This is a genomic window from Stenotrophomonas maltophilia (assembly GCF_013464915.1).
Taxonomy (GTDB): domain Bacteria; phylum Pseudomonadota; class Gammaproteobacteria; order Xanthomonadales; family Xanthomonadaceae; genus Stenotrophomonas; species Stenotrophomonas maltophilia_AT.
Window position 1 is genome coordinate 83400 of the sequence record NZ_RAVT01000006.1, and the last position, 20750, is coordinate 104149.

The window sequence follows — 20750 nt, forward strand, 5'->3', positions numbered from 1 at the left end:
AGACAGGGGTGTCGGGCCTTGTTAAACTGGGTGCTTTCCTGTGCGCCGTGAACGCTCACTGCCGCCAATGGCCTTTGCTCCGACCCTGAAAACCTGGTTGCTCGTGCTGCCGGCGGTGGCCGTGCTGGGCGTGGCCGGGTATCGGGCCAGCGGCCATGCCGGATCGGTACCGGTGACTGCAGGCGAACTGCCGGCGGCGCGGGTTGCGGCGGACGATGCGGCGCCCCTGCCGGTCGTGCCGGAAGCGTTGGCGCGTCGCCTGGCGGCGTTCGAGCGCGGCAACGCGCTGCCTTCGGGCCTGCCGCTGGACCTGCGCGCGGACATCGAGGATGCGACCGATCTGTACGCCTACGCGCAGCGCCTGCGCGTGCAGGCCGACGAAGGCAACCACGAAGCGCGCTGGATGCTCAGCCGGGTCTACGACTACTGCGCGCAGTACGCCATCGATCCGGGCGGTTATCGGTTGGACAACAATGTGCTGGCCGGGCTGGGCCTGACCGCTGCGCCGGCGATGGTGCAGGCGCGCGAGCGCGTGGCGCAGCGCTGTGGCGGCTTCGTGCCGGGCGACAAGCTGGGGTCTGCGCTGGTGCTGGCCGAGCGTCGCAAGGCGGCCACGCAGGGCAACCTCGCAGCGGAAGCATCGCTGTTTGCCGAAGGCGAGCCGCTGCATGACAGCCCCGAGTACCGCCGTGACCTGGTCGAGCGGGTGCGCACATCGCGCGATCCGGAGGCCTTCATGGCCATTGCACCGGGCATGGGCGTGCGCGCGGCGGGGGACCAGGCGCTCGCTGGCCTGGTGGCGGGGGAGCAGCTCAGTGAACTGGCATGGCGGGTTGCGGCCTGCGAACTCGGTCTACCGTGTGGTGCCGACAGTGTGCTGGTCAACAGTTTTTGTGCGAATGGAGGGATCTGTTCGCAGGATGGGACGCAGGATTTCCGGGATTTCGTGTATGACGCTGCGGTTTCGCGGCAAGGTGCGGGGAAAATGAAGCAGTGGATCAAGCGATTGGTTGGAAAGAGGGGCGGGCAATGAACTACCGTCGATTCCTGCATGGAGCCAAGTTCTGGTTCTGGGTGGCGCTGTTCGTGGCCTATTCGGCCGGCGCGGTCGGGCTGTTGATGATCGACACCTATGAAGATCGTTACCGGCATCTGTCAAAAGTGGAACTGACCACGGTGAAGGCGCAGGAAGATGTGCGCCGCGTGGGTGCCAGCCAGGTCGCTGCGGTCTATCGCGCGCAGAGCGGCATGCCGTTTGCTTCGTTGCCGGCAGGCAGTACCTTCCAGGTGGTGTGGCCCGATGGGTCCACCGAGACGATGGTGATTGTCGACCCGAGCTCGCCCAATGGTGTTCGCCCGCTGGCGAATTCGCAGATCCCGGCCGAAGCTGCCGACAAGCGCTGATGCACCTGCTGTAGGGCCGAGCCCACGCTCGGCTGCTTTTMCAGCAAGCCGAGCGTGGGCTCGGCGCTACAGCAACAGAAAAGGGCGGGGATATCCCCGCCCTTTTCATGTCCAGAACCTGCTGCCGATCAGGTCAGTGCGATCGGCTTGTTCTTGCGCTCGGCAAGGCGCTTTTCCAGGTAATGGATGTTCTGGCCACCGGCCTGGAAGCCCTTGTCGCGCATGATCCGCTGCTGCAGGGCGATGTTGGTCTTGATGCCGTCCACCACCATCTCGCTCAGCGCCACCCGCATGCGGGCGATGGCGGTTTCGCGGTCCGGGCCGTGCACGATCAGCTTGCCGATCATCGAGTCGTAGTTCGACGGCACGCGGTAGCCACTGTAGATGTGGGTGTCCACGCGCACACCAGGGCCGCCCGGCGGATGGAAGCCGGTGATGGTGCCCGGGCTCGGCACGAAGGTCTCGGCGTCTTCGGCGTTGATGCGGCACTCGATCGCGTGGCCGGTCAGCACCACGTCGCTCTGCTTGATCGACAGCTTCTGGCCGGCGGCGATCTTCAGCTGCTCGGCCACCAGGTCGATGCCGGTGACCATTTCGGTGACCGGGTGCTCCACCTGGATGCGGGTGTTCATCTCGATGAAGTAGAAGCGGCCGTCCTCGTACAGGAACTCGAAGGTGCCGGCGCCGCGGTAGCCGATGCGCACGCAGGCTTCGGTGCAGACCTTGCCGATCTGTTCGCGCTGTTCGGCGGTGATGCCCGGTGCCGGGGCTTCTTCCACCACCTTCTGGTGGCGGCGCTGCATCGAGCAGTCACGTTCGCCGAGGTGGATGGCGTTGCCCTGGCCGTCGGCCAGCACCTGGATTTCCACGTGGCGCGGATTCTCCAGGAACTTCTCCATGTAGACCTCGCCATTGCCGAACGCTGCCTTGGCCTCGCTCTTGGTGGTTTCGATCGAGGTCTTCAACGAGGCTTCGGCATGCACCACGCGCATGCCGCGACCGCCACCGCCACCGGCCGCCTTGATGATGACCGGGTAGCCGATCTCACGGGCGATCTTGGTGTTGGCGACGATGTCATCGCCCAGCGGGCCGCCTGAACCGGGCACGCACGGCACGCCGGCCGACTTCATCGCGCGGATGGCTTCGACCTTGTCGCCCATCATGCGGATGGTGTCGGCCTTGGGGCCGATGAAGATGAAGCCGGACTCTTCCACGCGTTCGGCGAAGTCGGCGTTCTCCGACAGGAAGCCGTAACCCGGATGGATCGCCTGCGCGTCGGTGACTTCAGCCGCGGCGATCAGCGCCGGAATGTTGAGGTAGCTCTGCGGCGACGGCGCCGGGCCGATGCAGACCGACTCGTCGGCCATGGCCACGTGCTTGAGGTTGCGGTCGACCGTGGAATGCACGGCCACCGTGCGGATGCCGAGGGTGTGGCACGCGCGCAGGATGCGCAGCGCGATTTCCCCTCGGTTGGCGATGACGACTTTGTCGAGCATGGCGTGCCCCTCAGCCGATCACGAACAGCGGCTGGTCGAATTCCACCGGCTGGCCGTTCTCGCCGAGGATGGCGACGATGGTGCCGGACTTGTCGGCCTCGATCGGGTTGAACATCTTCATTGCTTCGATGATGGCCAGGGTCTCGCCTTCCTTGACCTGCTGGCCAACGGTGACGAAGGCCGGCTTGTCCGGGGCGGACGAAGCGTAGAAGGTGCCGACCATGGGCGAGCGCAGCACGTGGCCTTCCGGCAGCGCCGGGCCCGGCTTGGCGGTGCCGCCGGTGGAGGCTTCGGTCGGCGACTGCATCGGCATGGCCTGCGGTGCCGGAGCGGCCGGGGCGGCGTACACCGGGGCGGCGACCGGAGCGGCATAGCCGGCCACCGGGGCGCGCGACAGGCGCACCGACTCTTCGCCTTCCTTGATTTCGATTTCAGCCAGGTTCGACTCTTCCAGCAGGTCGATCAGCTTCTTGATTTTGCGGAGATCCATGGTGGCCTCTTTGCTCTTGATGTCAGTGTGGTGGGGAGCGCAGCACGCTCGGGTCAAAGCAGTTCGTAGAATTCGCGCAGCTGCCGCGTACGGTCGCGCGCGAGGGTGATCAGGCAGCGCATCTGTGCGCCGTTGCGTGCCGTGCCATCGGAATTGAGGGCATAGACCGCGTTGCAGTCGTGGTCGCGCAGCTGCACCCAGGCGCGCTGCGCCAGCACCAGCTGCTGCTCGGCATCGCCGCAGTAGCTGCAGCTGCCGCCTTTGGCCGGCGTGCGCAGTTGCTTGCGCGCCAGGGCGTACACGGTATTGAGTTCGGCGTCAGCGGCCGCGGCCACGTCCGAGGCGCACAGGTCGCTCTCCATCGTGGTGGACGGATGCGCGCAGTCGATGCCTTCGTCCTTGCGGTCGAATGCCGCGGCGGCACCGCACATGCCGGCCCACAGCAGGATGCTGGCAAGCACGTGCGGCAGCACCTTCACGCGGCGGCCGCCTGCACGCGCAGCAGCGCTGCATCCATCGCGTAGCGGTAGCTGTCGGCACCGAAGCCGCACACCACGCCCACCGCCTTGTCACTGAAGTAGCTGTGCTGGCGGAACGGCTCGCGGGTATGCGGGTTGGACAGGTGGATCTCGATGAACGGCAACGCCACCGCCGCCAGCGCGTCGCGCAGGGCGACCGAGGTATGGGTGAAGGCGGCGGGGTTGATCAGGATGAAAGCGGTTCCGTCATTGCGCGCAGCCTGCACGCGATCCACCAGCACATGCTCGGCGTTGGACTGCAGGCTCTCCACGGCGTGCCCGGCGGCGGCGGCCTGCGCGGTCAGGGCCTGGTCGATGTCGGCCAGCGTGGTGTGGCCGTAGACCTCCGGCTCGCGGGTGCCGAGCAGGTTGAGGTTGGGGCCGTGCAGGACCAGCAGCTTCGCCATGGGATCCGGAAGACGGGAAAGGGCGGCAGTCTGGCGGAACCGGCGGATGCTGTCCAGTTCGGCGAAGTTTGCTGCGTTTCAATCGTTTGTTTGAAATCTGCCGGAGTGCTTGTGGCCGTACGGCGGGCGCTGGATCAAGGCGCGCTGAACGCGGTGCTGGCCGGGGATGCTGGCACGTAGGCCGACGATGCCGGCAAGGCCGGGCGATGGCCGATGCCGCAACGGGCCGTGATGCGGTAGATCCACGCCATGCGCGGGTGCAGGAAGTTCGGTGCGCAGCAAGCTACGCACCCACCGAGGGGCAGCCCAGGGTGCGCTGCACGCCACCCACCGCCCCCGCCACGCTCCCGTTCAGGTCTCCAGCGGCACCGTCGGCACCACGTTCGGGAACACCTTCTCCAGCGGCTCCGGTTCCCCCGGCTTCGGCACCGGCCAGTTGTAGGCATTCACCGGCTGCGCGCGGTTCACCCACAGCGCGTAGTACAGATGGTCGGCGCGGCCATCGCCGGTGTTGGGGTGGATCAGGATGGTCAGCCCCAGGCTGTTGAGCTGCAGCCAGGGCACCAGCACCGGCAGCAGGTCGTTGGTGAAGCCGAAGTAGAACGACGGCGTTACATGCGGGCCGCGCGGCTCCAGGTTCCAGTTGCCCAGCTCCACCGGGAAGCGCTCTGCGGCCCAGCGCCGCAGCAGGGCGGCCTTCTCGAAGCTGTCTTCATCGAAGTAGATGTGTGCGTGATAGCTCTTGATGTCGGTATAGGCGCGCGGGCTGGTGGGCAGCGTGGCTTCGCCGGGGCGCACGCTGGCTGGCCGCGGGGTGGGTTCGCTGGCCGTGGCCTGGCCCCAGGGACTGCGCCCCTTCGGCGCCGGCGGCACGATGGCACGGAAGCCGGGACGGCCAGGCTCGGTGGTGTTCGCTGCAACGTCGCCAAGGGGCGATGCCGAGGCTGTCGAGGCACTGGCCAGGCCTCCGGCGGCCAGCCCGGCCGAGGCGATCAGGCGCCGCCGTGCCGGCGAGAGCAGGTCGGCCCAGTGGGCGTCATCGTCGCCGTCATCGATGAGGAGATGTGGATCAGGCTGCATGAAGGGCTCCGTGGCGGCATTGGTGTGGGCAAGCAGGCACGCTCGGGCAGTGTGGCCGATGGCGTCCAATAAGCAGGCAGCATCACCTCATGCATGGCCGGCCTCGACGCCATTGAGCGTGGCCGCACGGCGGGCTACGGTGCAGGTCTGCCGCCCCGGAGCCCTGCTATGACCTCGCCCGATGCCGACACACAGAACAAGCGTGCGTCCTTTCGCCAGCTGCACGCGCAGGGGTGCTTCGTGCTGCCCAATCCGTGGGACGTGGGCAGTGCGCGCTACCTGCAGCGGCAGGGCTTCCTGGCCTTGGCCACCACCAGCGCCGGCTGCGCCTGGAGCGAAGGGCGACCGGATGGCGCGGTGTCGCTGCAGGCCACCCTGGAGCACCTGCGCCTGATGGCGACGGCGACAGCACTTCCACTGAATGCCGATTTCGGTGATGGCTTCGGCGCCACGCCGCAGGCGGTGGGGGAGGCGGTGGCCGCAGCGATCGATACCGGCATCGCGGCGTTGTCGATCGAGGACGCCAGTGGCGTGGCCGATGCACCACTGCGTCCGATCGACCAGGCGGTCGAACGCCTGCGTGCGGCACGTGCGGCCATCGACCGCGCGGGCGGCGAGGTGCTGCTGGTCGGGCGTGCGGAGAACTTCTTCGTGGGCGTGCCCGACCTGCAGGACACGCTGCAGCGCCTGCGCGCCTATGCCGAGGCCGGTGCCGATGTGCTGTACGCGCCCGGCATCACGACCGCCGAGCAGATCCGTGCGGTGGTTGCAGCAGCAGGAACGAAGCCGGTGAACCTGCTGGTCGGTGGGCCGACGCCGCTGAGCCTGCAGGACATCGCCGCACTCGGCGTGCGCCGGGTCAGCCTGGGCGGTGCGCTGGCGCGCGCCGCGTGGGGAGGTTTGATGCAGGCGACACAGCCGATCGTGCACGACGGTCGTTTCGACGGCCTGCAGCAGGCGGCTTCCGGGGCTGCCTTGAACGCGTTGTTCCGTTGAGGGAAACCCCGGTGCGGACTCTGGCCAGCAGGGACAGTAGATCCACGCCATGCGTGGATGGATGCGCCTGCGCCTACAGCGCTTCCGTCTCACTCTCCGGCAGGACCACGTCCGGTTCCAGGTCGGGCAGCAGCAACTGCAACAGCCCGGGGTTGTCCGGCAGCGCGGCGCCATCCAGATAGCGCCATTGCGTGGTACCGACGCGGCGCACAGCAACCATGAACGACGTGCTGCGCATCGGCGCTTCGCGCACGCGCAGCAGTGACTGGCGCGGTACGAAGCAGACTTCCTCGTCACCGGCCGCATAGGTGCGACCCGGCACGCCCGCCTCGTCGCTGATGATGGTGACACCGGCCTTGCGCAGCGCCTTCACCGTGTCACGGGTCGCCCGCGCATAGGCCTCGTCGCCGCCGGCCAGCTGCTTCAGGCTGGGATGGGTGCGCGCGATGATCAGCTCGGTATCGCCCCGGGCGAAGGCGTCCATCATCGCCTGCACCTCCTTGCGCAATGCGGCCGAGTCTTCCGCACTGAGTTCACCGGCCAGCGCGGGCGCAACGGCCATTGCCATGGGCAGGGCCAGCAGAAGGGCAAGCAGATATCGGTGCATCGTCGGGTATCTCAGCGGGAACCGCCGCACTATACGGTGGATGCGGAAACAGCGTCCCACGCATGGTGCTGGTATCCCGGGCGTCACTACTTACCATTGGTAGTTAGTGAATTCCGGACATCCCCCATGCAAACCCTCATCGTTACCGCCCATCCTGAATCCGCCTCGTTGACCCATGCCATCGCCCAGCGCATCGGTGAGGCCATCGCTGAGAGCGATGCCGGCACCACCGTGGCCCACGCCGACCTGATGGCCGAAGGCTTCGATCCACGCTTCAACCCACAGGACCAGGCGTTGTTCCGGGGCACCGGCACAACGCCGGCCGACGTCGCCGCCGAGCAGGCGCGGCTGGACGCCACCGACACGCTGGTGCTGGTCTATCCGCTGTACTGGTGGTCGTTCCCCGCGCTGCTGAAGGGCTGGATCGATCGCGTGTTCACCCAGGGCTGGGCCTACCAGGATGGCGCCGATGGCAAGGTGCAGAAGAAGCTGCAACGCCTGCGCGTGCACCTGGTCGGCGTCGGAGGTGCGGGCGCGGAGATGATCGAACGGCGTGGCTATGGTGCGGCGATGAAGACGCAGATCGACATGGGTATCTTCGACTACTGCGGTGCTCGCGTACTTTCATCGCACCTGCTGCTCGACGCCGACAGTGGCGCTGCGCAGGCACACCTGCAGACCGCGGTGGAAATCGGCCGTAAAATCGGCACTCCAATGAACTGATCGCCGTGTTCCGCCGATGCCTGCCAACGTCGCTCCCACGCGCCGCCGCCTGACCCGAGAGCAACGCGCCCGCCAGCTGCTGGAGGTGGCGTGGACGCTGGTCGGCGAGGAGGGCACCGATGCGTTGACGCTGGGGCGGCTGGCCGAAGCGGCGGGGGTCACCAAGCCGGTGGCCTACGACCACTTCGTGACCCGCAACGGCCTGCTGGCCGCGCTCTACGATGACTACGACGGACGGCAGACGGTGGTCTTCAACGAGCGCATCGGCCGTGCCCGGGCGCAGTTGGCCGATCGTGCGGCGGCCATCGCCTCCGGCTACATCGACTGCATCCTCAGCCAGGGCAGTGAAGTGCAGGGCATCCTTGCCGCGTTGGTCGGTGCACCTGAACTGCACGAGGTGCGGCGGCGCTACCAGCAGGACTTCATCGACAACTGCCAGGTCTGGCTGGGCCCGTTCGCCGCCGACGGCACGGTATCGCTGGCGGGACGCTGGGCGATTCTCGGTGCGGCCGAGGCCCTGTCCGAAGCCGTGGCGGCAGGCGCGCTGGACAAGGCAGACGCCGAGGCCGAGCTGCAGCGCTTGATCGTGGCGACGGTCAAGCGGCGCTGAGCCGCTCAGGCGTCGGCGGTGTTGTCGGCCAGCGCCGCGAACCCGGCGGCCAGCCGTTCGCGCACAAGGGCATCGCGTGCGTCGCGGCTTTCAGAACCCAGCACCACGATGATCAGGCGTACCGGCTGGTCCCGCCCGGGCACTGACCGGCATGCGGTGGCGGCCAGGCAGAAGCCTGCGGCCTGGGTGTAGCCGGTCTTCAAGCCATCCACGCCGTTTTCGCCAAGCAGGGCGTTCTGGTTGTTTCGACTGAAGCTGCCATGCGCGAACGCGCGCTGCGCGGTGATTGCCAGTATCTGCGGATGGTCATTCAGCAGGCAGGCGGCGAGTACTGCCATGTCGCGCGCGCTGGAGGCATGGTGCGGCGTGGTGATGCCGGAGACGCTGGCGAACCAGCTGCTGCGCAGGCCAAGCTGGCGCGCGTGCCGGTTCATGCGCTCCAGGAACGCAGGCTGCGATCCGCCCAGATGACGTGCCATGGCCAGTGCTGCATCATTGCCGGAGACGATCATCAGGCCCTCCAGCAGACGCCCCAGGGTGACGGTCTCGCCGGGGACAAGCCCCATGCGCGTTTCATCATCGGCTACCGCATGCACATCTTCGGCGGCGATGGTGACCGCCTCGTCCCACGCACGACCGTTCTCTTCGACGCATTCGTAAGCGGCGTAGGCAGTCATCAACTTGGTCAGCGAGGCCGGTTGCCGCGCGATGTCCGCGTTGTGCTGGTGGACCACCGCGAAGGTTGCCGCATCGAGGGTGATCGAGGACAACGGCGCGCGCGCAGGAGCAGGAGACGGCATGGAGGGGCCGATGGAGGAGGGCCTGCAGGATAGCCTGCGGCGGCTGCATGAAGCTGCAATATTGAAACGATATAACGTACCGTCATTGTGGGCCGCTGCTGGCCCGATTGGATCTCCAATGACTGCACGCACGCCACGCCGCTGGCTCCATTCCTCGTTGCTGCTTGCGCTGGCCGGGCTTGGCGGCTGCCAGCCCGCCCTGCGCGCCGAGGCTGTTGCTTCCGGCCAAGCGCGCCCGCACAACGTGATCGTGATGATCAATGACGGCGCCGGCTGGGGTACCTGGGATGCCGCTGCCTACTGGCAGTACGGCAGCCGCGAAGGCGCCCCTTATGCGGATTTCCCGCAGCGTCTGGCGGTCACCACCTTCCCGTTGAACGCCAGCAGCCAGCCGACTGGCGACAACGCGCAGACCCTCGGCTACGACGCGGGCAAGGCCTGGGATGCCGAGCCGGTGCCGGCGCAGGACCTGCCGTTCGCCGGCTACCAGTACCTGGCGGCAGTCGCGACCGATAGTGCGGCCGCGGGCACGGCGTTGTCCTCTGGCATCAAGACCTACAACAACGCCATCAACTACAACAACGACGGCAATCCGGTCGAGTTCAATACGCTGCGCGCCAAGCGCCTGGGCATGGCCACCGGTGTGGTGACCTCGGTACCGTTCGCGCATGCCACGCCGGCTGCGTTCGCGGCGCAGAACGCATCGCGCAACAACTACCACGCCATTGCGCACCAGATGCTGGCGCAGGGTCACATGGACCTGGTGATGGGCACCGGCGGTCCCGGCTACAGCGTTGATGGCCGCGCCTGCGACGAGGGCGTGGCTGCCGCGAAGGCCGAGGGCTGCGCGAACCCGTGGGAATGGGTGTCGCAGCAGGATTGGCGGCAGCTGGAAGCAGGCAGCACGATCGGTGCAAACCCGGCCGGTCCGTGGCGCCTGATCCGCAGCAAGGAAGAGTTCGCCGCACTGGCGCAGGGCAGGCTGCCGGCTGATCGCCCGCTGATCGGCGTGCCGCGCGTGGCCAATACGCTGCAGCAGGCACGACAGCTGCAGGTGCTGGGCAAGGACGCGAGCACACCTTCCGGCGTGCGGAAGATCGACAGCGTGCCGGATCTTGCGACCATGACCCGCGGTGCATTGCGGTTCCTGCAGCAGCGTTCCCCCCGCGGCCTGTTCCTGATGGTGGAAGGCGGTGCCACCGACTGGGCCGCGCATACCAGCGCCTGCGGCACGGAATGGCACTACGGCCAGTGCACGGACCAGCCGCAGTACGGCCGCCTGATCGAGGAAACCGTGGAATTCAACGACGCGGTGGCGGCGGTGGTCGAATGGATCGAGCGCAACGGTGGCTGGGAACACAACCTGCTGATCGTCACCACCGACCACGACAACAGCATGCCAATGGGCCCGGACGCGCAGAACGTGGCCTTCGAACCGGTAAGGAACCTTGGACGCGGCCGCATGCCGGGGATGAGCTTCCGTCCCACCGGCAACCACTCCAACGCGCTGGTGCCGCTGTGGGCCAAGGGCGCGGGCGCGGAGCTGCTCGGCCAGCGTGTGCGTGGCGTCGATACGGGTTACCGGAAGCACGTGGGCTGGAATGACGGCCGCTACATCGACAACACCGATGTAGCGGCGGCCGTGCAGGAAGCGCTGCAGCGCTAGGGTAGTGCCGGCCGCTGGCCGGCAGTCGTGGGATGCCTGGTCGGCGAGGTTGCCGGCCAGCGGCCGGCACTACCAGGGGAGCCGCTTGGCGGCGGAGTCTGGGAAGGGCTGGCCAGCTGCCGCGCCAGTTCGGCGCTGGCCACGTGGCCGTGCAGGAACAACAGGCTGCTGTAGATGTTCATGAGCGTGCCTCCACTTGAGTGGATTGCACGATACGGGCAGCATGGGATGGCAAAAAGCGACATTTCCGCAAGGTGGCCTTGAGAAGGATTCAAGTCTGATGTCCCGTCCGCCCCTCCACGCCCTGCAGGGCTTCGTGGCCGCTGCCCGCCTCGGCAACCTGTCACGCGCAGCGGCGTCGATGAACCTCACCGTCAGTGCGCTGAGCCATCAGATGCGCCAGCTGGAAGAGCGCCTCGGGCAGCCGCTGCTGATCCGGCAGGCGCGTGGTGTCACCCTCACTCTGGAGGGGCAGCGCCTGCTCGACCAGGTCGGCCCGCACCTGGATGCGATCAACGAGGCGTTCCAGCCCTATGCGGCGCGCGCCGAGCACGTACTGACGATCAGCGCGGTGCCGTCGATGGCCTCGGCCTGGCTGGTGCCGCGCTTGGGGCATTTCGTCGCCGCGTACCCGCAGATCGAGATCAACCTGCAATCCAGTGAACGCCTGGTCGACTTCGAGCGCCAGCGGCAGTTCGACGCGGCGCTGCGGCTGGGCACCGGGAACTGGCCGGGGCTGGTGGTGGAGCCGTTGTTCGACGAGTGGCTGCTGCCAATGGCCAGCCCGGCATTGATCGAGCGCATGGGCGGCATCGACCGCGTACCGCTGGACCAATGGCCGCTGCTGGGTGACCCGGACGGGGCGTGGGGGGCTTGGTTTGCGTTGAGTGGGCAGAGGCCGCCGTCGCGCTTCGTGGCGGTGCTGGATGATTCGGAGGCGCACCACAGGGCCGCGCTGGACGGGGTGGGCGTGGCGCTCGGGCGGGTCACCCGTGCGCGCCTGCTGCTGGACTCCGGCCAGCTGGTCGCGCTGTCCAGCCAGCGCCTGAAGACCGACTGGCCGCATTGGCTGGTGTACCCGCAGCGCTCGGCCCGCCATCGCGGCTTCCTCGCCTTCCGCGACTGGCTGCATGCGCAGGCCGCCGAGCATGTGCGGCACATGGAAGGCGCGCATCTGTAGAGTCGAGCCATGCTCGACTGGTCTTTCGAAGAAGCAGTCGAGCATGGCTCGACGCTACAGTCACCGCACCAGCGTGACCGCCTGCCCGGCACGGGCGAACGCTTCGCCCAGCAACGGTCCGGCCTTGATCGCATCCACTTCCTCGAACAGCGCCCGCAGCGCATCGGCGGGTCGCGAGGCCGGTGCCGCCACCGCCTGCTGGATGGCGGTGAAGCGATCGGCAAGCACCCGATGGCCGGGATGCGCCTGCGCCCAAGCCGCCAGCGGCTGGCGCACGCCGGCGGCGGCATCCAGGCGCTGCTGGTCGAACAGGGTGATGGCCGCTGCCGAGGTGTCCGCCCGCTCGATCGTGGCATGGCGCAGCTCCCGGCTGAGGAACAGGTCGTAGGCCGCGCCACGACCGACCGCGATGCGCAGGCCTTCGCGGTCCAGATCGGCTACCTGCTGCGCCGGGCTGTCCTCGCGCACCAGATAAGTGCCTTCGATTTCCACATAGGGCGCGCTGAAGGCGATGCGGTCGGCGCGCGCGGGATCGATCGCCAGGAAGGCCAGGTCCCAGGCATCTTCGGCGGCCGCAGTAACCACCGAGGCCGCTGCGTCGTGGCAGGTGAAGCGGGCCTGCACGCCCAAGCGCTGCGCCAATGCGGTGGCCAGTTCCAGCGACGGCCCGCGCGGTGAGTGTGCATCGCCCTGTGCCAGCACGGGATTACCGAGGTTGATCGCCACGCGCAGGAAGCCCTGTGGTGCCAGCGCACTTCGATGGTCGGCCAGGGACATGCAGGGCTCCGCAGGAAGGGGAGCCCCAGCATGCCAGCGCCGGTGTCCGCACGGCGTGGACTCAACCGCGTGTGGCGAACGTGCCGTGGAAGCCCAGCGGCACCGCGTAGGGCAGCCATGCTTGTGCCAGCGGACCGTCGTCCAGGTGGCGCGCATCGAGTACGGCCAGGCCGCTGCGCTTGTTCACCGGGTCGAGCAGGGTGCCGATCAGCCAGCCGTCATCGGCGTTGCGGCTGCCCGGCCGCGGCACGAACACATGTTCCTCGGCCATGATATCCGGCCCGTAGCGCCACAGCTGGCGACGCCCGCGCTCGATATCGAATGCAGCCACTGCGTTGAAGTACGGCGCCGTGGCCGGGCCATCGATGGTCGGCGCGTACAGGCGCGCCCCCCGGGTGTTGGCCGAACGCGGATCGAACAGCGGGAACTCCACCGCGCTGATGCCCAGGGTTTCCCAGCGAGCCTGTCCGCGACGCAGGTCCAGGTGCAGCTCGACCAGGCTGGCGCCACTGTTCGCAGCGTGCGCGCCGTCCCCGGCCATCGCTTCCTTCATTGGCGAGCGCGCTTCGTTGATGTCGTCGTGGCGCACCGCGCGCAGCACGATGCTGCCGGCGCGGGTGAAGGCATCGCCGAAGTGATAGATCGCCGCGAATGGTGCCTGGAACCATTGCGCCTTGTCCGGCGCATCCTTGGCGACCACCGCGATGCGCGCGGGACGCTGCGGTGCGAACTGCATGCGCTCGAAGAAGCTGCCGCCGGTGCCGGTGAAGTCGAACGGCATCAGCACGAACACCAGGTGCTGCTCGGTCATCGCAAAGGCATGCAGGTAGCCATGTTCCGGCGTTTCAATCACATTGGCACTGCGCAGCTGGCCGTCCTTGCCGATGTGCCAGACCAGCAGGCCGTGGCCTCCCATCAGGCTGATCGAACCGAAGTTCCACACGCTGCCATCGCGGTCCGGCAGCGGATGCGCGGAGAACGGCAGCGCGGCCAGATCCGGGCGCCAGGTGACCGGCCCAAGGGTCTGCAGCGAATCGGGGTCCACTTCGAACGCCGAGCCGGATTCGCACAGCGCGAACAGCCGGCCATTGATCATCGTCACCGAGGTGTTGGCCACGTTGGCGTCATCGTTGTTGCGTACCGCCAGGGCACCGGGGACGCTGGTGCCGGCCGCCGGGTACTGGAAGCGGCCGGCCTTCTGTTCACGGCTGAACTTCGGCGTGGCCACCATGCGGCCGTGGTGGGTCAGGCTGCCATCGCCGTTGAAGCGCCAGCCATGCACCATGCCGTCGCCGTCGAACCAGTGGTCGTAGCGGAAGCCATCGCGCTCGGTCCAGGCCGGGCCATTGCGGTACAGCGTTCCGGCGAGGCCGGCCGGCAGCCGGCCCTGCAGCTGCACGGTGGCAGGGCCGAGGCTCTCGCCGGTGACGCTGCGCCAGCCCAGCAGCCACGGGTGCTCCTGCAGGCCCTGCGCGAAACGGGCCGGCTCACCGGCGAAGGCGGGCGCGCTGCGCAGTGCGGTGGCGCCCAGGGCCAGGCAGGCGCTGCTGCTGAGCAGGGTACGGAGGAAGCGGCGACGGTCCATGATGGCCTCGGGTCTGGATGCAGGAATCAGCGCAGGGTGATGTCGATGGCAGCGCCGGCAGCCGGCACAGTGACGCGCGCTTCGTCGAAGGTCGGCTTGCGCATCACCTGCGGGTTGTTGCTGAAGCCATAGCCTTCCACCGGCATGCCGACCAGGTTGGTGTCGAGCTTGCCGTTGTCGTTCTCGTCGTGGGTGAGCAGCACGGCATAGCTGCCGGCCGGCAGGCCCTTGAATGTGAAGTGGGCGCTGTCGCCGCTGGGCGTCGCCTGCTGCGCCTGCACCGGCTTGGCCTTGCCGTCCCAGGCGGCAGCACTGTCGACCAGTGCAACGCGTAGCGTGCCGGTCTGCACGCGGACATCGTGTACGGTCACCGCCAGGTCGGCAGCGTGGGCGCCACTGGCCAGGGCCAGGGCAGTCAGGGCGGTGCTGAGCAGGGCGGTGCGGATCATGGCGGTGGCTCCGGAGGTGGGTGGTGTGCGGCGGTGTGGAGCCAGTCTGCGCGGGGCGCGCTGGTGGGTTCAGGGCCAGTGGTCATCGATCCGACGTGCCAGAAGTCACTTTCTGCGTTGGACCCATTGCCGGTTGCTGCCGCGGCCGTCAGCATCAGGTCATGCACAGCCTGTTCCGCCACCTGCTGCGTCCCCTCAGCCTCGCCGGTCTGGTCACCGTGCTGGTGGTGGGCCTGTCATTCGGCGTGCAGGGCGCCGGTGCCGGCCTCAGCCAGGCGTTGCTGGGCGCGTTCCTGCTGCTGTTCGTGGTGCACGGATGGGCGGCAATGCCGACCCGCGTGCGTGCACTGGCTGCGGTGCTGCAGGCCGTGCTGGCTGTCGCGCTGGTTGCCCTGCAGCCGCGCACCGGAACCGCACCGGTACTGCTGGTGGTGCTGGTGGCGCAGCTGGCCGAGCATTGGTCGCCGCGCTTCGTGCTGGGTGTTGCACTGCTGGCCAACCTCGCCATCTATCTCGTGCTGCGCCACAGTGGCTTCACCCAGCCGTTGCTGGTGGTGCTGCTGTATGGCGGCTTCCAGGCATTTGCCGCACTGACCGCACACTACGCGCGCAGCACAGCGTTGGCCCGCGATGACCTGGCCCGCGTCAATGCCGATCTCCTGGCGACACGTGCACTGCTGGCCGACAGTGCACGCGATGCCGAGCGCCTGCGCCTGGCCCGCGAACTGCACGATGTGGCAGGGCACAAGCTCACCGCGATGCGCTTGAACCTGCGCGCCCTTGCGGCCGACCCTGTGCTGGCCGGGCGCGAAGGATTGGTGCTGGCCGAGCAGCTGTCCGGCGAGTTGCTGGCCGACATCCGCCGGGTGGTGCAATCGATGCGCGATGATCGCGGCCTCGATCTGGCGACCGCGCTGCACGCGCTGGCCGCGCCGTTCCCGCGCCCGAAACTGCAGCTGCAGATCGGCGAGAGCGTGCGCGTGGCCGACCCGCTGATGGCAGAGACCGTGCTGCGCCTGGTACAGGAAGCGCTGACCAATGCCGCCCGGCATGGCAACGCAGACACCGTATGGCTGACGATCAACGAAGAGGATTCCCGGTTGCGTATCGACATCCGTGATGACGGCCAGCGCGCCGAGCGCATCCGCGAGGGCAACGGCATCGCCGGCATGCGTGAGCGCCTGGCCGCAGTGCGCGGCCAGTTGGAGGTGGCCCGTACCGCTCAGGGCGGCATGCACCTGACCGCCTGGGTGCCGGCATGAACGGCGGCGCGATCCGTGTTGCCCTGGCCGACGACCAGGCGCTGGTCCGCGCCGGGCTGCGTGCGTTGCTGCAGGGGCTGGGCGTGGAGGTGGTGCTGGAGGCCGAGGACGGCCAGGCGTTGCTGGATGCGCTGACCACCCAGCGCGTGGACGTCGTGCTCAGTGACATCCGCATGCCCGGGATGGACGGCATCGAGGCGCTGGAACAGCTGCGCGCACGCGGTGACGCCACGCCGTGGCTGCTGCTGACCACCTTCGATGAGAGTGATCTGCTGCTGCGCGCCAGCGAGGCAGGCGCGCAGGGATTCCTGCTCAAGGATGCAGCACCGGCCGACCTGCGCGAGGCGATCGAGCGCGTTGCCGCCGGCGAGACCCTGCTGCTGCCAGTCAGCACCGAGCCGGTACGCGCCCGCTACCGCTTCCATGATGAAACGCCGCCCACCGATACCTTCGGTGAGCGCGAAGTAGCGATCCTGCGCCTGCTGGCCGGTGGCTACAGCAACAAGGAGATCGCGCGCAGCCTGTTCCTGGCCGAGGGCACGGTGAAGAACTATGTCTCGGCCATCCTCGACAAGCTCGGCACCCGCGACCGCACCCGCGCGGTGCTGAAGGCGATTACCCTGCGCATCATCTGAGTTGCCGGCACCAGGAAAATGCATGAACCCGATCCTGCACGTTGAAGTCCCCGCCAGTGACCTGGCCCGTGCCATCGCGTTCTACCAGCAATGGCTGCGGGTGGACGTGGATGAGCCGATCCTGCTGCACGACTGCCAGATGGCGTACCTGCCGTTTTCGGATGACGCAGAGGGTGCCAGCATGGCGCTGGTGCAAGGCGCGGACTACCGGCCCTCCGAGCAGGGCGCGCGCATCTACATCGGCGTCGAAGACCTGGATGCCAGCCTCGCTCGCGCGCTGCAGGCAGGTGCCGAACTGCGCTTCGGCCCCGCCGATGCCGGCGACTGGCGCGTGGCCGAGATCCGCGACAGTGAAGGCAACCGCATCGCATTGCAGGCGCGCAGGATTCTGTAGAGCCGAGCCCATGCTCGGCTGCTGTTGATTGCGCCGCCAATGCGTCAGCCGAGCATGGGCTCGGCTCTACAAGGTCGCGGCGCGGGAGCGCTGCAGCCAGTCGTTGATCGCCGGGTCCAGCCGTGGGTCGTCGGGCAATTGCATGCCGAAACGCTGCTGCAGCACCTCGCGCACATCGCCGACATCGTGCAGCGGGCGCTTGTCCGGTGCCTGCCCGGGGCGGTACTCGGTGTAGTTGCCGCTGCCGATGGTGCGGCGCCAGTCCGGCCCGGTCAGCGACGCGCGCAGCTGGCCCGGAAAGCTGGAATCGGGGTGGGTGCATACGTACCAATTGCCCACCACGTTGTCGATCGGTGCAGGCGCCTGCAGATCGAAGCGGTACATCGCCCGCCAGCCGTCGCTGGATTCGGCTGACAGCACGAAGTCGTCCTCCTCGGGCAGGCGCTGCAGCAGATAGCGCTCATGCGGCGTGGCCTGTGGCTGTGCATCGTGCAGGCGCAGCGGCACGGTCGGGGTCAGGCTGCCAAATCCGGCATCCACCAGCCAGTCGTCCCCATCCACGTGCACCCGCAGGAGCAGATGGGTCCGTGCGGTCAGCTCGCCGTCCTGCGCGGCCAGCAGTACACGCGCACTCAGCGGCTGCGCATCGAAGCCCAGTGCCTGCAGCAGGGCCAGCAGGCCGCCATTGAGTTCGAAGCAGTAGCCGCCGCGACGGTCGTCGAGCAGCTTGCGCTGCACGCTGTCCAGGTCGATCGGCACCGCATCGCGCAACAGGCAGCTGAGGGTCTCGAACGGCAACAGGGCGTTGTGACGCTGCTGCAGTGCGGTCAGGCCAGCCAAGGTCAAGGGTGGCGGCGCATCCAGCTGCAGGCGTTGCAGGTAGCGGGGGACATCGAGCGTCGTCATGGCGGCACCGGGCGGGGGAGGGAGGTCCACTGTGCTCCCCCAACCGGGGTTGAGGTCAAGCGCGGCGCCGGTGTCATGCCCCCGTCGCCTGCACCCGGTACAAAGGCCGCGTCCACCAGTGACGGGGGGCGCGGACGAAGAAAGCTCTAAAGTTGTCCTGAATCCAGCCGATACAGGTGCGTCCTTCCGCCTGGAGTCTGTCATGTCGGCCGTTGTCCCCCACCTCAGGTCCCTGCGCGCGCGCCTTGGCACGTTGCGCTCGGCATCCCCCGGCCTGCTGCGCTGGCTGCAGCCGCATCGGCTCAGCGTGGCCAACAAGCTCAAGGCGACCCTGTGGGTCTGTGGGCTTGGCCTGGTCGCGATCGCCGCCGTCTACGCCTGGACCGGCCACGCCAATGCCCAGGCCGCACGCAGCCAGGCCAGCTACCAGCGCGGCAGCGATCTGGCTGCGAGCCTGGCCACACGGGTGGCCGAAGCGCGCCGCCTGCAGACCCAGTATGCACGCAGTTTCGATGATGCCGACCGCAACCAATTGCTGGTTGCCCAGAAAGGCCTGCAGGCCGATCTGCAGGCGCTGCGTGCGATGCCGATGGATGCCGGTCGCCGCAAGGCGCTGCAGGCGTTGACCGAGGCCGCCGACACGTTCTCGCAGGGGGTGGTGGCACTGTTCGAACGTGTCGATGAAATGGGGCGCGGTGACGCTGGCCTTGCCGCGCAGCTGCAGCAGACGGCCGATGCCCTGCAGACCCAGGTGGACGCCCAGCAGCGGCCGTCGCTGGCACTGTCCCTGCAGAAGATGCGCCGTCAGGAGGCGCTGCTGCTGCTCGATGGTGATTCCACCCATGCCGATCGTGCGAGCGAGGAAAAACTGCCATTCGATCTGGCGCTGGCGGGTCTGCCCACCGATGTGCAGGATGCCCTGCGCAGCGGAATGGAGGGCTACCAGATCGCGTTGCTGGGCTACACCGCCGCCCGCGTCGGGCTGGATGTGGAGGCACAGTCACTGCTGGAAACCGCCGCTGGCGTGGCACCGGCGCTGGCCGCGTTCCAGCACGCGCAGGTGGCGGCGCTGGCCAGTGCACAGGCGCGCCAGCAAGCCGGCGCGCGCACCATGAGCGTGCTGTTCGCACTGACGCTGCTGCTGGTTGCCGGTGTATTGATCACCAGCCTGGTACTGGTCCTGCGCGCGGTGCGCCAGCCGATCCGGGACACCCTGCGTTTCGCCAGCGACATCGCCGACGATCGGCTGGACACCACCCTGCGCGTCTACAACGCCAACGATGAGATCGGCCAGCTGGCCCAGCGGCTGGTCGACATGCAGCAGCGCCTGCGCGCGCGCATCGAGACCGAGCGCGCGGTGGCGCGCGGCAACACCCGCGTGCGCCAGGCATTGGACAGCGCGCAGACCGGCCTGATGGTGATCGATGCGGAAGGGCAGGTCGCCTACGCCAACCCGGCACTGCTGCTGCAGCTCGAACGCCAGATCGAAGACCTGGTGGGCATCGATGCGGTGCAGCTGCACCCCGCACTGGGCAGCCTGGCCAGCGTGCGCCAGCGCGAGGAGCGCGAGATCGGCCATGCCGGCGTACGCTACCAGCTGATCGCCAACGCCATCATCGACGAAGGTCAGTTCCTTGGCGTGGCGGTGGAATGGCGTAGCCGTGCGTTGGAAACCCTGTTGGAAACCGAAGTGGCCGCGCTGGTCGACGCCGCCGCCCACGGTGACCTGCACGGGCGCATCGCGCTGGAGGGCAAGCAGGGTTTCGTGCGTACGTTGTCGACCAGCATCAACCGCCTGCTGGCCACGTTTGAAACCAATCTTGGCGACCTGCAGGCGCTGCTGGCTGCGCTGGCCCGCGGTGACCTCAGCGTGCGCATGGAGGGAGAACTGCAGGGGGTGTTCGCGCGCATGCGCGACGATGCCAACGCCACCGTCGCGCAGCTCGGCCGCATCGTCACCCGCATCCAGCACGCCACTTCCAGCCTCGATACCGGTGTTGGCGAGATCGTTGCCGGCCATCACGACCTCTCGCAGCGTACCGAACAACAGGCGGCCAACCTGGAAGAGACTGCCGCATCGATGCATGAGCTGACCGACACCGTGGGTCGCAACGCGGATGCCGCCGGGCGTGCCGACGCGCTGGTCAAGGGGGCCGCAGCGGTGGCGCAGCGCGGCGGAGAGGCGGTCGGCCAGGTGGTGGCGACCATGCATGGCATCAGCGAGGCATCACGCCGTATCGGCGATATCACCCAGCTGATTGATGGCATCGCTTTCCAGACCAACATCCTTGCGCTCAACGCGGCCGTGGAGGCGGCACGCGCGGGCGAGCAGGGCCGCAGCTTTGCCGTGGTGGCGGCAGAAGTACGCCTGCTGGCCCAGCGCAGTGCCGAGGCGGCGAAGCAGATCAAGGGATTGATCGCGGATTCGGTGGTGCGTGTCGGCCAAGGCAACCAGCAGGCCGAGCAGGCGGGCACCACCATGGGCGAGATCGTTGGCAGCGTGCAGCAGCTGGCCGAGCTGCTGGCCGGTATCCGCAGTGCATCGCAGGACCAGCATGCCGGCATCGCGCAGGTGAACCAGACCATCGTGCAGATGGAAGCCAGTACCCAGCGCAACGCCAGCCTGGTGGAAGAAGCCGGTGCCTCCACCGCGCAGATGCAGGCGCAGGTGCATGCCTTGGCAGAAGCCGTGGGCGCGTTCCGTTTGCAGCCAATGCCACGGGCGCGCGCTGCGGCCTGATTCTGTTCCGGTAGTGCCGGCCGCT

The 20750-nt window shown here is 68.0% G+C and carries 23 protein-coding genes; 11 read left to right on the top strand and 12 right to left on the bottom strand.

From position 1 onward, the window contains the following. The first annotated feature begins 67 nt into the window (after positions 1 to 67). Positions 68 to 1033, top strand: a complete 966-nt coding sequence (locus tag D7T59_RS02680) for a hypothetical protein (protein ID WP_164136214.1) — start codon at positions 68 to 70, stop codon at positions 1031 to 1033. Then, positions 1030 to 1404: a hypothetical protein gene (locus D7T59_RS02685; RefSeq protein ID WP_005411254.1), complete on the top strand. Its 375-nt coding sequence runs from the start codon at positions 1030 to 1032 to the stop codon at positions 1402 to 1404. The genes D7T59_RS02680 and D7T59_RS02685 overlap by 4 nt, the downstream gene beginning before the upstream one ends. Before the next feature lie 128 nt (positions 1405 to 1532). Here D7T59_RS02685 and accC read toward each other — a convergent pair whose 3' ends face one another. The 5 genes from accC to D7T59_RS02710 all read right to left on the bottom strand — a co-directional run bounded on the left by accC (position 1533) and on the right by D7T59_RS02710 (position 5395). After that, positions 1533 to 2900: an acetyl-CoA carboxylase biotin carboxylase subunit gene (gene accC / locus D7T59_RS02690; protein WP_005411253.1), complete on the bottom strand. Its 1368-nt coding sequence runs from the start codon at positions 2898 to 2900 to the stop codon at positions 1533 to 1535. 10 nt (positions 2901 to 2910) lie between these two features. Further along, positions 2911 to 3390, bottom strand: a complete 480-nt coding sequence (accB, locus tag D7T59_RS02695; RefSeq protein WP_010481080.1) for an acetyl-CoA carboxylase biotin carboxyl carrier protein — start codon at positions 3388 to 3390, stop codon at positions 2911 to 2913. 53 nt (positions 3391 to 3443) lie between these two features. After that, a complete protein-coding gene (locus D7T59_RS02700; protein ID WP_343203069.1) occupies positions 3444 to 3869 on the bottom strand; it encodes a lysozyme inhibitor LprI family protein in 426 nt (141 codons plus the stop codon). Beyond that, the gene (gene aroQ / locus D7T59_RS02705; protein WP_180850983.1) at positions 3866 to 4315 is read right to left on the bottom strand and encodes a type II 3-dehydroquinate dehydratase; all 450 of its coding nucleotides are present in this window, start codon (positions 4313 to 4315) and stop codon (positions 3866 to 3868) included. The genes D7T59_RS02700 and aroQ overlap by 4 nt, the downstream gene beginning before the upstream one ends. Before the next feature lie 351 nt (positions 4316 to 4666). After that, positions 4667 to 5395, bottom strand: a complete 729-nt coding sequence (locus tag D7T59_RS02710) for a DOPA 4,5-dioxygenase family protein (RefSeq protein WP_180850984.1) — start codon at positions 5393 to 5395, stop codon at positions 4667 to 4669. 168 nt (positions 5396 to 5563) lie between these two features. Here D7T59_RS02710 and D7T59_RS02715 point away from each other — a divergent pair, with 168 nt between their 5' ends. Next, on the top strand, positions 5564 to 6391 hold the full coding sequence (locus D7T59_RS02715) for an isocitrate lyase/PEP mutase family protein (RefSeq protein WP_180850985.1): 828 nt from the start codon (positions 5564 to 5566) through the stop codon (positions 6389 to 6391). Between the two features lie 73 nt (positions 6392 to 6464). Here D7T59_RS02715 and D7T59_RS02720 read toward each other — a convergent pair whose 3' ends face one another. Further along, positions 6465 to 6998 (bottom strand): hypothetical protein, encoded by a 534-nt coding sequence (locus tag D7T59_RS02720; protein ID WP_180850986.1) that lies wholly within the window; start codon positions 6996 to 6998, stop codon positions 6465 to 6467. 126 nt (positions 6999 to 7124) lie between these two features. On the opposite strand from D7T59_RS02720, the gene D7T59_RS02725 reads away from it, so the two are divergent. After that, a complete protein-coding gene (locus tag D7T59_RS02725) occupies positions 7125 to 7721 on the top strand; it encodes an NAD(P)H-dependent oxidoreductase (protein ID WP_180850987.1) in 597 nt (198 codons plus the stop codon). A gap of 16 nt (positions 7722 to 7737) precedes the next feature. Next, positions 7738 to 8331, top strand: coding sequence for a TetR/AcrR family transcriptional regulator (locus D7T59_RS02730; RefSeq protein ID WP_180850988.1), 594 nt, complete (start codon positions 7738 to 7740; stop codon positions 8329 to 8331). A 5-nt stretch (positions 8332 to 8336) separates the two neighbouring features. On the opposite strand, the gene D7T59_RS02735 is transcribed toward D7T59_RS02730, so the two are convergent. Continuing rightward, positions 8337 to 9131 (bottom strand): D-alanyl-D-alanine carboxypeptidase family protein, encoded by a 795-nt coding sequence (locus D7T59_RS02735; protein WP_164136143.1) that lies wholly within the window; start codon positions 9129 to 9131, stop codon positions 8337 to 8339. A 118-nt stretch (positions 9132 to 9249) separates the two neighbouring features. Between D7T59_RS02735 and D7T59_RS02740 the strand changes: the two genes are divergently transcribed. Beyond that, positions 9250 to 10797, top strand: coding sequence for an alkaline phosphatase (locus tag D7T59_RS02740; protein ID WP_180850989.1), 1548 nt, complete (start codon positions 9250 to 9252; stop codon positions 10795 to 10797). Here D7T59_RS02740 and D7T59_RS02745 read toward each other — a convergent pair. Then, positions 10794 to 10979 carry a hypothetical protein gene (locus D7T59_RS02745; protein WP_180880362.1) on the bottom strand — a complete coding sequence of 62 codons (186 nt, stop codon included), beginning with the start codon at positions 10977 to 10979 and terminating at the stop codon, positions 10794 to 10796. The genes D7T59_RS02740 and D7T59_RS02745 overlap by 4 nt on opposite strands. Positions 10980 to 11077: 98 nt before the next feature. On the opposite strand from D7T59_RS02745, the gene D7T59_RS02750 reads away from it, so the two are divergent. Beyond that, entirely contained in the window at positions 11078 to 11977 is a 900-nt protein-coding gene (locus tag D7T59_RS02750; protein WP_180850990.1) for a LysR substrate-binding domain-containing protein, read from the top strand. Between the two features lie 60 nt (positions 11978 to 12037). On the opposite strand, the gene D7T59_RS02755 is transcribed toward D7T59_RS02750, so the two are convergent. The 3 genes from D7T59_RS02755 to D7T59_RS02765 all read right to left on the bottom strand — a co-directional run bounded on the left by D7T59_RS02755 (position 12038) and on the right by D7T59_RS02765 (position 14788). Further along, positions 12038 to 12754 (bottom strand): transporter substrate-binding domain-containing protein, encoded by a 717-nt coding sequence (locus D7T59_RS02755; RefSeq protein ID WP_180850991.1) that lies wholly within the window; start codon positions 12752 to 12754, stop codon positions 12038 to 12040. Positions 12755 to 12815: 61 nt separating this feature from the next. Then, positions 12816 to 14339, bottom strand: a complete 1524-nt coding sequence (locus tag D7T59_RS02760) for a carotenoid oxygenase family protein (protein ID WP_180850992.1) — start codon at positions 14337 to 14339, stop codon at positions 12816 to 12818. 26 nt (positions 14340 to 14365) lie between these two features. After that, positions 14366 to 14788 (bottom strand): DUF2141 domain-containing protein, encoded by a 423-nt coding sequence (locus D7T59_RS02765; RefSeq protein WP_180850993.1) that lies wholly within the window; start codon positions 14786 to 14788, stop codon positions 14366 to 14368. 161 nt (positions 14789 to 14949) lie between these two features. On the opposite strand from D7T59_RS02765, the gene D7T59_RS02770 reads away from it, so the two are divergent. The 3 genes from D7T59_RS02770 to D7T59_RS02780 are packed head-to-tail and all read left to right on the top strand — an operon-like array spanning position 14950 to position 17079. Next, a complete protein-coding gene (locus tag D7T59_RS02770; RefSeq protein ID WP_180850994.1) occupies positions 14950 to 16050 on the top strand; it encodes a sensor histidine kinase in 1101 nt (366 codons plus the stop codon). Then, positions 16047 to 16685 (top strand): response regulator transcription factor, encoded by a 639-nt coding sequence (locus D7T59_RS02775; RefSeq protein ID WP_164136131.1) that lies wholly within the window; start codon positions 16047 to 16049, stop codon positions 16683 to 16685. Before D7T59_RS02770 ends, D7T59_RS02775 begins: the two co-directional genes overlap by 4 nt. Before the next feature lie 22 nt (positions 16686 to 16707). After that, on the top strand, positions 16708 to 17079 hold the full coding sequence (locus D7T59_RS02780; RefSeq protein WP_164136130.1) for a VOC family protein: 372 nt from the start codon (positions 16708 to 16710) through the stop codon (positions 17077 to 17079). Positions 17080 to 17145: 66 nt separating this feature from the next. Here the strand turns inward: D7T59_RS02780 and D7T59_RS02785 are convergent, their stop codons facing one another. Beyond that, complete coding sequence (locus D7T59_RS02785; protein WP_164136129.1) at positions 17146 to 17985, bottom strand: arylamine N-acetyltransferase family protein; 840 nt, start codon at positions 17983 to 17985, stop codon at positions 17146 to 17148. A 202-nt stretch (positions 17986 to 18187) separates the two neighbouring features. On the opposite strand from D7T59_RS02785, the gene D7T59_RS02790 reads away from it, so the two are divergent. After that, positions 18188 to 20725: a methyl-accepting chemotaxis protein gene (locus tag D7T59_RS02790; protein WP_180850995.1), complete on the top strand. Its 2538-nt coding sequence runs from the start codon at positions 18188 to 18190 to the stop codon at positions 20723 to 20725. The last annotated feature ends 25 nt before the right edge of the window (positions 20726 to 20750 follow it).